Genomic DNA, 12,821 nt, shown 5'->3' with positions numbered 1-12,821 from the left:
CCTTCGCCGAAACTCATGTCAGGGCGTCAGGGATGGCTATATTGACCGATAAGAAAAGCGAAACCCGCTCGGCGGCAATCGCGGCCGGCGTTATCCTGCTGGTTGCGACAGCCGTGCTTTACCTGATGCCGAACGTCATCGTCTGGCTCGGAGACATTTCGCCATGGCTCGGCACCGGTTTCGGCGTGCTCGTCATCCTGGCCTTCTTCTTCGTGTTCTGGATGCGCGCACGCTACCAGCGGCGCGATGAGCCGTAAGCCCTAGCGCAAGCTCTCCCGAACCCTCGGAAATCGCTCAGTTCTGCAGCGAGGCGCCGAGCAGGATCATGCCCGTGCAGATGACGAGCAGCGCGCCGAGAATCTCGATACCGTTGCCGACCCAAACCGAAAGTCTCGAGCCCTTGCCGGTGAAACGCACGGCGGTGCCTTTCGCGAAGACCGCGATGATGGCAAGCAGCGAGACGGTCAGCGCGGTGCCGATCGACATGGCGAGGACCGATAGCAGGCCGCCAAGATAGAGCCCGTTCAGCATAGAAAAGGTCATGACAAGGAGCGCGCCGGAGCAGGGACGCAGTCCGACGGCGGCGATGGCGGACCAGGCCTCGCGGGCACTGAATTTTTCGTTCGACAGCATCTTGGGATCGGGAAGATGGGCGTGGCCGCACGTCTCGCAGTAGGCGCCGTCGCCGGTCGTATGGGCTGGATCGTAGCATTGATAGCCGCCGGCAGCGGGCATAGCGGCGCTGCTGCGCGCAAAACCTCTTGCCGAATCCGTGCCGGTTGCTGCTCCCTCGAACAGCGATAGGCTGATTGGACCGGCCGATGTCGCAAGCTGCATTTTCTGATGTTGCGCCCGGCTTTGCATCATCGCCCGCAGCTTACGGAACAGGAGCCAGCTGCCGAACAGGATGACCATGACGAAGCTTGTGATCTCCATGGCATTGGTCGCCATCGTCATGGTGATGCCGGACCCGCGCAGGACGAAGTAGGCGGCGCCAACGACAAGGACGGCGACGAGGCCCTGGATGAGCGCGGAGACGAAGGAGATGCCGATGCCGCGCTTCAGTTCGATCTCATTGGCGACCATGTAGGAGGAAATCACCGCCTTGCCGTGGCCGGGGCCGGCGGCATGGAAAATGCCATAGGCGAAGGAAAGGCCGATTAGCGTCCAGAGCTGCCAGGGGTCCTGGCGCATGGCCTCGATCGACTTGGTGAGTGCGCGATAGAAGGCCTGCTGCTCGTAATTCACGTAAAGGAAGATCGGTGCCAGCGGTCCGCCCATCGGCTGGAAGCTTGGCTCGGCGGTACCGATGCCAAGTGGCGAGCCGGCGGCATGGGCGAGACCGGCTGCCGCCAGAAGGGCGACAGCTGCGGCCGGCGCGAGCGTGCTCATTCTCGAAATCAGCATTGCACATCTATCCGCGTTGCAAAGAGTTTCGACATGGTCGTCCCCGTCGGATCGTTAAAGAAGGCATCCGTCAAGGTGGATTTGTTCTCGGCGATGACCTCATCCGGATTGGGTCGCACGACCTTATGGGTGCAGCTTTTGAAGGCATCGCCCTCCGTCACCAATTCATTGTCGCTCGGGAAATCGATCGAAGTATAGAGTGTCGGATCGTAGATGCCGAAGCTCAGCTTGTTGCCCTTGGCGAGCGGCATCGGCTCGGCCGGCTTGACGGCGAAGAACATCAGGAGCTGGCCATCGCGGAAGTCGACATTGATGACGTCAGGCTTCTCGACCTTGATCACTTTGCCATTGAGCGTCAGGTTCGCATAATAGTCGTAATCGGCCAGAGACTCCCGCACCGTCTTGCCGACCTCCTTCAGTTCGTCGGGATCGAGCTTCAAGTTGGTGTTCTTGTCGAAATCCATGAGGACGGAGGAGGAAAACACCTCGTCGAAGCGCCAGACGTTGCGGAGCTCCTGCACATTGCCGTCCCCGCCGGCGAGCACTTCCAGACGGGCTTCCACGAAAATATGCGGATGCGCCGCTGCTACGGCCGGCATGAGCAACAGGCCGCCGGTCAAGGCAACAGCGTAGGCGGTCGTGGATTTTCTCATGCGTCCGATATATTTCGCGAGCATTGATTCACTTCGTTTTCTGGTCAGGAAATGAGACGGAATTGGGACCGGCGGGCCAACCTTGCCGGTTCAGCCGTTCTTGCGGAACCAGTTGTGCAGGTAGTCAACAAAGATGCGCACCTTGGCCGGGAGGTAGCGGCGGTGCGGGTAGACGGCATAGATGCCGCGGTCCGTCGGTAGGTAGTCATTGAACAGCGTCAGCAACTGTCCGCTTTCGATCGCCGTACGGCCGATGAAATCCGGGACGATGGCAACGCCGAGATCGGCGAGCGCCGCACGCAGCGTCGCATGCGGGCTATTGACCTCGAGCGTGCCGTTGATGGCGACGTTGAAGGTCGTGCTGTCGGCATCGACGAAGCGAATAGTGCCTTGCGAGCGGGTGTTGGTGTCGATGATGAAGGGAATGCGCGCAAGGTCAGTCGGATGTTCCAGCGTCGGATAACGATCGAGGAACGCTTGCGTGGCGCAGAGGTGGACGCGGAAATCGGAAATCTTGCGGGCAATCATGCCGGAGTCTTCGAGCTTGGTGATGCGCACGGCGACATCGAAGCCTTCCTCGATTAAATCGACGAAGCGGTCGTCGGCGGCGATTTCCAGCGCAAGATCGGGGTTCTCCTTGGCGAAATCGATCAGCGATTGCCCGACATCGGCATCGACAAAGGTGCGCGGCACGGAAATCCGCAGCCGACCCTTCAGCTGCTGATTGTTCTCACGCACGAGGTCGGCGAGATTGTCGATCTCCTTCAGGATGTCGGAGGCGGTACGATAATAAGTATGCCCGGCTTCCGTCATGGAGAACTGACGCGTGGTGCGGTTCAACAGCAGCGCGCCGAGCTCATCTTCCAGTTCGCGGACATATTTCGACAAGAGGGCCTTGGAGCGGCCGGTCTTGCGGGCGGCTGCCGAAAAACCCTCGGCCTCGACCACGTCGATAAAGGCGCGAATTCGGGTCAAAGTGTCCATGGTGAAGCCTCCCGCTAACTGTTTCCGGATGTTGAACAAAATGCTTCGATTTGTTCAATTATTTTTTTCGGGCATGGGAGAAAAATTTTCTTGATTATGTCGGCGAATATTCCTATTTCGAAGTCAGCCCAAAGTCGCACGTGCCCGTGGGTGTCCGCCGATCCTCGATGTGGTGAGAAAATCGGTAAGGTACCTGGAACTAACCCCTCCAGTCGCTATTTCGGCCAACCGAAAAATGCGAGGACATCTGAAGCAACGACGGTGCGGGCCTTTTTGTTCTCTCCCGGCTTTCCATCAGCCGGGGATACTGAAGAGGCACACCTTCATTGCCGGAAGTGCGGTTGGGATATTCCCTCCAATCCATGGCAGACAAAGCGAATTAGCGCCGCTTGCGGCACTGGTTCATCATCCGCGCTTCGCGCATTTGCACGGTACCGGGGTCTCCACCGGCTGGTTCCTGAGCGAGTGAGCGTCGCCCTTTGTCCTCTGGGTTTTCCCCGGAGCCTTTGGAATTTGAAAGGGAATTGACATGACCACGCAACGTATTCGCGATTTCCTCGCCGCCCGACGTCCGGACGGTCCGTGCCTGGTGGTCGATCTCGATGTCGTCCGCGACAATTTTCACGCCTTCCGTCATGCCATGCCGGACAGCGCCATCTATTACGCCGTCAAGGCCAACCCGGCTCCGGAAGTGCTGCGTCTGCTCGCAAGCCTCGGCTCCAACTTCGATTGCGCGTCCGTCGCCGAAATCGAAATGGCGCTCGATGCCGGCGCTACCGCTGAGCGTATCTCCTACGGCAACACCATCAAGAAAGAGCGCGATATCGCCCGTGCGCATGCACTCGGTATCAACCTCTTCGCCGTCGACAGCCACGAGGAAGTCGAGAAGATTTCGCGTGCCGCACCCGGCGCCCGCGTGTTCTGCCGCGTCCTGACGGATGGCGAAGGTGCGGAATGGCCGCTGTCGCGCAAGTTCGGCTGCGTCCCGCAGATGGCCGTGGACGTTCTCGTCTATGCTCATCAGCTGGGCCTGGAATCCTATGGCGTGTCTTTCCACGTCGGCTCGCAGATGACCAAGGTCGATGCCTGGGACGATGCTCTTGCCGATGCCAAGCGGGTTTTCGTTTCGCTCGCCAAGCAAGGCATCCACCTGCAGATGGTCAACATGGGCGGCGGTTTCCCGACCAAGTACCTGCGTGACGTTCCCTCGGCCGAAGCCTATGGCAAGGCGATCTTTGCGTCTCTGCGCGCCCATTTCGGCAACCAGATCCCGCACACGATCATCGAGCCGGGCCGCGGCATGGTCGGCAATGCCGGCGTGATCAAGGCTGAAGTCGTCCTGATTTCCAAGAAGTCGGACAATGACGCCGCTCGTTGGGTCTTCCTCGATATCGGCAAATTCGGCGGTCTCGCCGAAACCATGGACGAGGCGATCCGCTATCCTATCCGCACGACGCGCGACGGCGACGAGATGGAACCCTGCGTCATTGCCGGCCCGACCTGCGATTCGGCTGACGTGCTTTATGAGAAGAACCTCTATCCGCTGCCGGTGTCGCTCACCATCGGCGACGAGGTCCTGATCGAAGGCACCGGCGCCTACACCACGACCTACTCGGCTGTGGCGTTCAACGGCTTCGACCCGTTGAAGGCCTACGTTATCTGAGGTCCGGCAGGGATCTGAAGTTCGACAAAGCTGCCCCCGTAGCCAGCCGGGGCGGCACCCTCACAATAGTTCGTCACCACCGCTGATAACGGTATTGGGCACGGGAGGCCGAGATGGCCGCTGTTCTTGATTCTGTCCGCGCATTCTTTGCGCCGTCCACATTCACTCTCGACCTGGAAAACGCAGGCGATGTCGTCGCGCGCGAAAACCTGCTGGATCGCGCTATGGGTCCTGACCGCCGCAAGAAGTCGTCGGAAAAGCTGCGCCAGGGCCGTGTACCGGCCGAAGGTCTGGCGCTCGTCGCGCGCGATCGCGCCGGCCATGTCATCGGCACGGTCCGCCTCTGGAATGTCGAAGCCGGCGTCGATCGGGAGACGCGCCCGGTCGAGGCGCTGCTGCTCGGCCCGCTGGCCATCGATCCCGCCTATGAAGGCAAGGGCATCGGCTCGGCGCTGATGCGCGCCGCCATCCTGGAAGCCAAGAAGCGCGGCCACGGCGCGATCCTGCTCGTCGGCGATGCGCCTTATTACGAGCGTTTCGGCTTCTTTGCCGCAAAGACGCGCCATCTCGTCATGCCAGGCCCGTTCCAGCGCGAGCGCTTCCTGGCCCTCGAGCTCAAGGAAGGCTGGCTCGACAGCGCCGCTGGCATGATCGTCGCCAGCGGCCGCAAACTGGCCCAGCCGCCGATAGCAAAGGCTGCATAAAGCACTCGAACAGTCTCGACGTATTATAAGGCCTCCGCCGCCCGGTCGGAGGCCTTATTATTTCGCAGCCTTCACGCTGTCCTTTGTCGGGTCATAGCCATCCGTCAGCGTTTTGAGGAAGGCGACGACATCGGCTATCTCGGCCTCGTTGAGGGCCGGGGCATCGCCGGGCTTGCGGTTCATCGGGGCGTCGATGACATCGATATTCGCCTGATACTGCGCTGGCAAATCATCATATTTCAGCACCTTGCCGCTCGCATCCTTCGGATAGATCTCATCCGGATTGGTGTCGCGCTTGACATAGAAGCGGGTGACATCCTCCAGTGTGTGGTAGACGCCATTGTGGAAGAAGACATGGCGGGTCGCGACATTTCGCAGCGTCGGTGTCTTGAACAACCCGCAATTCTGCGGCTGGACGGAATAGGTGTCATTGCGCAACGGGCCGCAAATGCCGGTGTCGTAGTAATGCGCATCGGCGTTGGCCGGAATGGCCGGATTGCGCGGTGCGCCGAGCGCCTCGAACTCGAAATCGGTGAAGTTCGGCATCTGCCCGTCGGCGGTCATCTTATCGAGATGGCAGGAGGCGCAATTGCCCTTGTCCGCATCGTCGAAGAGCTTCAGACCCCGCGCTTCCGCATCCGCCAGGATAGCCTTGCCGCGCAGATAGTAGTCGTACTTGCTGGTATAGGGATGAAAGGAGTTTTCCTCGATCTGATAGCGGGCGAGCGCGAACCCTATCTCGGAGATCGTCATGTCCTGATCGCTGAGGATATTGTCGCCGAACAGCGCTGAAATCTCCTTGCCGTAATCCTTCTTGAGCTTGGCATAGACGGTGGCGGCATCGGCATTCGCCATTTCGAAAGGCGAGATCATTGGCTGCAGGGCCTGTTCCTCCAGCGAATCGACACGCCCATCCCAGAACATGCCGCCCTGCGGCACGAGGTTTGCTGCGGCTGCCGCATCGGCCTTGACGACGGCCTGTGCCGTCAGCGGGCCGGTGACGGCGGCGGGGGTATCGGCGAGAGCCACGCCCGATGCTTCGGTCATCGGCGAGGCTTCCGCAGCTTCGTCGGCAGCGCTCTCTTCTCCGATCGAGAAGGAAGGTGTCGACATCTTGTAGGCGAGGCTCGGCACCGCGCGGATGCCCGGCTGATCGAGATGCGGGCCACCGAGCTGGACGACGAGACCATTGGCCGGCGCATAGTGGTTGGCCGGATCATGGCAAGTGGCGCAGGACATCTGACCGCTGCCTGAGAGCGACGGATCGAAGAACAGCTTCTTGCCGAGCTGGGCCACCGCGCTCAGCGGTGCCTGGTCGTCATAGCCGTCAGTCGCCGTGGCGTTCATGGCCGGCTCGCTCGCCATGCCGACAGCCGCACCCGCGAGCGAAAGGCCCGCGAGTGCGAGGATCGGCAGGAGACGGCGGTAGGTCAGGGGCATTTCCGTCTCCCTTCTGGATTTACGATGCTTGGTTGCCGGTCTTCGGATCAAGGATCAGCTTCGGCGTATCACCCTTGGACCAGTCGAACATGGTGTTCAGCGAGCCCGAGAGTGCATCGAAGGAGCCGCCGCCGAGGCGGGCGCCGCCCATCCAGTTATCCTCGATGAAGCGCATGACGGAGGTCTGGTCCGTCAGCGTGTGGTCGACGAAGTTGACCTTGGCATAGGGTGAAATCACGAGCAACGGCTGGCGTGTGCCGTAGCCGCAGCGCCCCTGCGCCGGCTGGCCGTTGACGCCGGGGAGGGCGGTGCCGGTAGAGCAGCTGTCTCCTGTCAGCACGTCGTAGCCTTTGACCGGGATTTTGGACGGATTGACGACCGCATGGGCATGGTCGTACCAGCCGTCGGAATCGTCGTAGAGGATAATGATGGCGGTGTCCTTCCAATCCGGCGAATTCTGCACGGTGTTGACCACCTCAGTTACGAATTCCTGTTCGTCGAGCGGATCGGAATAGCCGGCATGGCCATCTTGATAGGCCGGTGCCTTCAGGAAGCTGACCGTTGGCATGTTGCCGTTCTTCAGCGCCGCATAGAAGTCGGTCATGTCGTATTGGTGATTGGCCGCATCGGTCGTGCCGATCGCCGCTACGGAAGAGGGGCGCGCATGCGTCGGGTTGGCGGTCGAGGCGTAATATTGGAATGGCTGGTGATGCGGAATGTAGTCGGCGTAGTTGACCTTGGTCACGGTTGAGGTGGTCGCGCGCTTGCAGCCGGTCGTGCCATCCGGGTTGGTCAGTGACAGGTCGAAACCGCCCTCGAAGAAGCCCCAGGTGATCTTATGCTCATTCAGCATGTCGCCGATGTTCTTGCCGTACATCAGCGCCGTCTGGCCGACCGAGCAGACGTCGCCGGTCGGATCGAAATCGCTGATCGCGGTCCAGCCGCCATTGCCGTCGGGCACGATGCGGCCCTTGGAATAGGTGCCGTCACTTTCCAGCATATAGCCGGGCGGCAGGATGACGCCGTTGGTCTGACCGGAAATCAGGTTCAGCGCGCCGGGGGTCGAGGGGCCGAAATTGGTGGAGAAGGAATTATCATTCAGCGCATAATGCTGGGCATAATTCCAAAGGGCCGTGACGGTGTTGCCGTCGTAATAGCCCATGACTTGACCCTTGGTGCCGAAGGCGCCGGCAGCACCCTTGGTGCCCTTGCCGGTATTGGCGGGGAAGAGGTCCATGGCGAAGTTGTTGTAGGCCGCCTGTTCGGCGGTATAGCCATGGTTCTGCGACTGGGTTGCGGCCTGCGTGCGGTCGAGCCGGAAGGGGGCTGCCGCATCGGCGCCGTTTGCCGTGTTGGTCTTGTTCGGATTGTTGTCGAGAAGACCGGCATTGGCGAGCGTGTTGATATCGGTCGGCGTGTTGTCGGCAGCCTTGAACGCCGGTTCGCCATCGACATTCGCTGCCTTGGGGTAGGTCGCGAAATAATGGTCGAAGGAGACGTTTTCCTGGAAGATAACGACAAGATGTTTGATGGGGGTCGCTGTATTCGGTGCCGGCGCCATATCGGGGGCACCGGCGGCGGAACAGAGCAAAACAAGGCTAAGCGCGCTGCCGGCTTTAAGGGCGGCACGACGTGAAAAACTGGTCATCGTCATATCCTCTTCGAGTGGGGGCATTGCTCCGGCGCATTTGCGCCACGCCGGGCATAGAGAACCCTTTCGAGCTATCAATGGAGCATGACAGTTCCATGAAGGGTAAGGGGAGCGTTTCCGGTGCTACCTTATGTCACGGACTGGTGGCGGGGTGTTTCCTCACCTGTCCTCGTGCTTCGAGACGGCCCTTCGGGCCTCCTCAGCATGAGGGCTGATCTGCGTGCCTCGCCACGGAACTTGCTCCACCTCATGGTGAGGTGCAGCGGCGTTAAGCGCAGCGAAAACGACGATGCCTCGAACCACGAGGTGGCCACAGTCCGTCATTCAGGCGAAATCAGATATTCTGATCCATCGTCTCGGCCGGGATCTCGTCGGCGCGATGGATGCGCACGACCGCGGCGGGTACGCCCGCGACGGTGCAATGCGGCGGTACGGGTTTGACCACGACGCTGCCCGCGGCAACCTTGCTGAAGGCGCCCACTTCGATATTGCCGAGGATTTTGGCGCCGGCGCCGATCATCACGCCGTGGCCGATCTTCGGATGACGGTCGCCGCTCTCCTTGCCGGTGCCGCCGAGCGTCACATTCTGGAGGATGGACACTTCATCTTCGATAACGGCGGTTTCGCCGATGACGATGCCGGAGCCATGATCGAGCATGATTGAGGTGCCGATCTTTGCGGCGGGATGGATATCCGGGCCGAAGACGAGCGAAACGAGATTGGAGAGCCAACTCGCAATTTCCTTGCGGCCTTCCGTCCAGAGCGCATGGGCGATGCGGTGCGTCTGTAGGGCATGAAAGCCCTTTAGGTTCAGCAATGCGTGCAGGTAGGTCGTGCAGGCGGGGTCGCGGGTTCGCACCGCGACAAGATCCGCTTCCGTTGCCTGCAGGATAGCGGGATATCGCCTCAGCACGTCGGACAGCAGCGAAAGCATGTCGCCGTGCTCGATCCTGACGACGCAGAGCCGGGCGGCCAATACGTTGGCAAGGCTTTCGGCCTCGGAGTTTCCGGCAATCAATTGCGCCTGCAGCAGCGGCGCAAGCGTCGGCTCGCGCGCCGCCAGTTCGGCGGCTTCACAACGGATCACATCCCAGACGTTTTCGGCTGGGGCAGGCGCATTTCCGGCGATTGCCGTTCCTGACTGGGGCATGATCCTGTCTCTCTGCATCTCATTGTTTTCGCGCAATTCAGGACGGAAAACCGCTGCGCACTTTTCTGGAATTACTTTAACCGGAAATGTCCACAACGCCGCAATCGCCGGCTTCGGAGGCGAAGGCGAGAAGCTTGCCGGACTTGCTCCAGCTCATTGATGTGATCGCACCCTTGCCGGGCCGGCGCAAGAGCGCTTCCTTGGCATCGCCGATGCGGACCGCGAGGATCATGCCGTCGATGAAGCCGATGGCGAGGATATCCTCGACGGGATGGAACTTCACCGAAGTCGCCATGATATTGGCGCGCGTGCCAAGCTCCAGCGGCGCCTTGCCCATCGGACCATCCTTGCCCTGGAAGGGCCAGACGATCGCCGCCGGCGCGCCGGAGGAGGCCAGCCACTTGCCCTTGTTGGACCAGGAGAGCGACTTCACCTTGGCGGGATAGCCCGTCATGCGCATGTGCCTGGCTTCGGCGCCTGGCTTCGCATCCATCTTCCAGCCGTGCAGGGCATTTTCCTGCATGGTGGTGACGATGAACTGGCCGTCCGGCGAAAAGGTGACGCTCGTATGGGCGCCCTTCCATTCCAGATTGACCGGCTGCGCGCTCATGCCCACCCAATGCAGGGAGACGCCGTTATAGCGGGCAACGGCGATGCGTAGGCCCTTGGGTGCAAAGGCAATGCCTTCGACGGTGCGTTCTTCCGGAAACTCTCTCGTCGTCCCGTCGGCGAGGCGCACGAAGGTGCTCTTGCCATAGGAATAGGCGACGGCACCCTGCGGGCCGGCTGCAAGCTGGCTGATCCATTTGCGCGGCGCTTCGGCCAGTACCGTCGTGCTGCCGTCGGCTGCGATCCGCAGGACCTTGCCATCCTCGCCGCCTGAAATCAGGCTCTCGCTATGGGAATCGCGGATGCAGGTCAGCATTCCGTGGTGGGCTTCGGTGACCTTCTCTCCGCCTTCGAGGCGATGAACTGCGCCGGCGGCGCTGGCGAAGAAGGGGGTGTCACCTAAAAATTCGACGGCCAGAACGTGGCCGTCGATATCAAGCGGAGCAACAGTCGGCATCAGGCAGACGCCTCGCACGCCTTGAAGCTGGCTTCCAGCTTTTCGCGGTCGAGCTCGCGGCCGATGAAGACGAGGCGACTTTCATGCTTCTCGCCGTCCTTCCAGGGGCGCTGATGATCGCCTTCGATGATCATGTGCACGCCCTGGACGACATAGCGTTCGGGATCGTCCTTAAAAGCGATGATGCCCTTGAGGCGGAGAATGTTCGGGCCTTGCGTCTGCGTGACCTTCTGGATCCAGGGGAAGAAGCGCTCCGGGTTCATCTCGCCGCCGCGCAGCGAAACCGACTGCACGGTCACATCGTGGATCGGCGACAGGCCGTGATGATGATGGTCGTGATCGTGGTGATGATGATCATGATCGTGGTCATGATGGTGGTGATCGTGATCATGGTCGTGATGGTGATGATCGCAATCCGGGCCGCAGACGTGATCCTCGTGGCCATGCTCGAGGAAATGCGGATCATTTTCCAGCGCGCGTTCCAGATTGAAGGCGCCCTGGTTCAGCACGCGCGCGAGCTCCACGCCGGAACGGGTCGTCTTGTAGACGCGGGCAGCCGGATTGATGGCGCGGACGATGTCCTCGATCTGGGCGAGCTCTTCCGGAGAGACAAGATCGGACTTGTTGATGACGACGACGTCGGCAAAGGCGATCTGGTCTTCGGCCTCGCGGCTGTCCTTGAGGCGCAGCGGCAGGTGCTTGGCGTCGACAAGCGCGACGACGGCGTCGAGTTCGGTCTTGGCGCGGACATCGTCATCCATGAAGAAGGTTTGGGCGACCGGAACCGGATCGGCAAGGCCTGTCGTTTCGACGATGATGCCGTCAAAGCGGCCGGGGCGGCGCATCAGGCCTTCGACGACGCGGATGAGGTCGCCGCGCACTGTGCAGCAAACGCAGCCATTGTTCATTTCGTAGATTTCTTCGTCCGACTCGACGATGAGATCGTTGTCGATGCCGATCTCGCCGAATTCGTTGACGATGACGGCGTATTTCTTGCCGTGATTTTCCGAAAGGATGCGGTTCAGCAGCGTCGTCTTGCCGGCGCCGAGATAGCCGGTGAGAACGGTGACGGGAACGGGCTTTTGCGTGGCTGTTTCGGTCATGGGAGCCTCGAAATATGAAAGGTTGCCCCGGGGGAGCAGACATTGGTCGGGTTCCATATAAGGAGTTGGCGACGCCAGTTCAAAGGCTTTTATATGTTATAAGATCACATTGGATTGCGGCAGGCGGCTTGACCATGCGCTTAAGTCAGGCTCGTCGCATCGAATTTATTGATATCCTCGAGCAGTTCGACGAGACCACTGACGGCATGGGCAATCAATCGCTCGCCTTTTTCCGCCGTGGCCGCGGCCACGTTGCCGGCCACACCCTGGCTGCTCAGATCGGCCATTTTCCAGCCGAAGGCGTGAGGTCCATAGGCGCGCAGATGCTTGAAGCCCTTGATGAACTCCGATTGTCGTGACGGGAAGTTTGCTGCCTTCGACATGTCAACCTTCTCCGGATGGAGAGCGAGCATCACCGATGTCTCGATATCGCCGCCGTGAATATCGATGGCTTTGTCGTCGGGCGTGATCAGCCCATCCGGCACGCCGAAGCGGGTCCAGCTGGTGGCGACCGCCAGCATGTTGAAGCGCACACGCGCTTCCGTTGTGACGATGGTCATCAGCGGCGAGTTGCCGCCATGAGCGTTCAGCATGACGAATTTGCGGATGCCGAGATTGTTCATCTGCTCAGCAATGCCGAGCCAGCGCCGAACAGCTTCGTCGAAGGTCAATGTCTTTGTGCCGGCGACATCCATATGTTCGATGGAATAGCCAACCGGCTCGACGGGCAGGAAGGAGACGGGCAGATTTACCGGCAAGGCAACCTTGAGACGTGAGACGATTCCATCGGCAATGAGTGCGTCGGTTTCGAATGGCAAATGCGGGCCGTGTTGCTCATAGGCGCCAAGTGGCAGCACCGCGATCCATTTTGCTCGCTCTTCGGGTGTCAATGTTTCATCATTGTCATCGAAACATGGCAAAGGATGCACCATCTGAGGGTGTGCCTCTTGTTTATGTCAGTAACCTGCGCAATGTCATAGCGTGATGACTTCGCGGCGAA

General features: G+C 60.5%; 12 protein-coding genes. 3 read left to right on the top strand and 9 right to left on the bottom strand.

Annotated features, from left to right (window positions below; genetic code table 11):
* The first annotated feature begins 41 nt into the window (after positions 1-41).
* Entirely contained in the window at positions 42-257 is a 216-nt protein-coding gene (locus tag I8E17_RS13400; RefSeq protein ID WP_176728017.1) for a hypothetical protein, read from the top strand.
* A 37-nt stretch (positions 258-294) separates the two neighbouring features.
* On the opposite strand, the gene I8E17_RS13395 is transcribed toward I8E17_RS13400, so the two are convergent.
* The 3 genes from I8E17_RS13395 to I8E17_RS13385 all read right to left on the bottom strand — a co-directional run bounded on the left by I8E17_RS13395 (position 295) and on the right by I8E17_RS13385 (position 3,044).
* A complete protein-coding gene (locus I8E17_RS13395) occupies positions 295-1,407 on the bottom strand; it encodes a nickel/cobalt transporter (RefSeq protein ID WP_069613318.1) in 1,113 nt (370 codons plus the stop codon).
* Positions 1,401-2,060, bottom strand: coding sequence for a DUF1007 family protein (locus tag I8E17_RS13390; RefSeq protein WP_069613337.1), 660 nt, complete (start codon positions 2,058-2,060; stop codon positions 1,401-1,403). The genes I8E17_RS13395 and I8E17_RS13390 overlap by 7 nt, the downstream gene beginning before the upstream one ends.
* A 90-nt stretch (positions 2,061-2,150) precedes the next feature.
* The gene (locus tag I8E17_RS13385; protein WP_069613317.1) at positions 2,151-3,044 is read right to left on the bottom strand and encodes a LysR family transcriptional regulator; all 894 of its coding nucleotides are present in this window, start codon (positions 3,042-3,044) and stop codon (positions 2,151-2,153) included.
* A 529-nt stretch (positions 3,045-3,573) separates the two neighbouring features.
* Here I8E17_RS13385 and odc2 point away from each other — a divergent pair.
* Both odc2 and I8E17_RS13375 read left to right on the top strand, forming a co-directional pair.
* Entirely contained in the window at positions 3,574-4,707 is a 1,134-nt protein-coding gene (gene odc2, locus I8E17_RS13380; RefSeq protein ID WP_069613316.1) for an ornithine/lysine decarboxylase, read from the top strand.
* Positions 4,708-4,820: 113 nt separating this feature from the next.
* Entirely contained in the window at positions 4,821-5,411 is a 591-nt protein-coding gene (locus I8E17_RS13375; RefSeq protein WP_069613315.1) for an N-acetyltransferase, read from the top strand.
* Positions 5,412-5,468: 57 nt separating this feature from the next.
* Here the strand turns inward: I8E17_RS13375 and I8E17_RS13370 are convergent, their stop codons facing one another.
* The 6 genes from I8E17_RS13370 to I8E17_RS13345 all read right to left on the bottom strand — a co-directional run bounded on the left by I8E17_RS13370 (position 5,469) and on the right by I8E17_RS13345 (position 12,753).
* Entirely contained in the window at positions 5,469-6,851 is a 1,383-nt protein-coding gene (locus I8E17_RS13370; protein WP_069613314.1) for a cytochrome c peroxidase, read from the bottom strand.
* A gap of 19 nt (positions 6,852-6,870) precedes the next feature.
* Positions 6,871-8,499, bottom strand: coding sequence for an alkaline phosphatase family protein (locus I8E17_RS13365; protein ID WP_069613336.1), 1,629 nt, complete (start codon positions 8,497-8,499; stop codon positions 6,871-6,873).
* Positions 8,500-8,836: 337 nt separating this feature from the next.
* On the bottom strand, positions 8,837-9,652 hold the full coding sequence (gene cysE / locus I8E17_RS13360) for a serine O-acetyltransferase (RefSeq protein ID WP_069613335.1): 816 nt from the start codon (positions 9,650-9,652) through the stop codon (positions 8,837-8,839).
* Between the two features lie 76 nt (positions 9,653-9,728).
* A complete protein-coding gene (locus I8E17_RS13355; RefSeq protein WP_069613313.1) occupies positions 9,729-10,718 on the bottom strand; it encodes a WD40 repeat domain-containing protein in 990 nt (329 codons plus the stop codon).
* A complete protein-coding gene (locus tag I8E17_RS13350) occupies positions 10,718-11,821 on the bottom strand; it encodes a GTP-binding protein (RefSeq protein ID WP_069613312.1) in 1,104 nt (367 codons plus the stop codon). The genes I8E17_RS13355 and I8E17_RS13350 overlap by 1 nt, the downstream gene beginning before the upstream one ends.
* A 140-nt stretch (positions 11,822-11,961) precedes the next feature.
* Entirely contained in the window at positions 11,962-12,753 is a 792-nt protein-coding gene (locus I8E17_RS13345) for a creatininase family protein (protein ID WP_069613311.1), read from the bottom strand.
* Positions 12,754-12,821: the final 68 nt, after the last annotated feature.

Source organism: Rhizobium sp. AB2/73 (assembly GCF_020871915.1).
In the GTDB taxonomy this organism is placed as follows: Bacteria; Pseudomonadota; Alphaproteobacteria; order Rhizobiales; family Rhizobiaceae; genus Rhizobium; species Rhizobium dioscoreae.
This window is presented reverse-complemented; position numbering and strand designations above follow the sequence as displayed.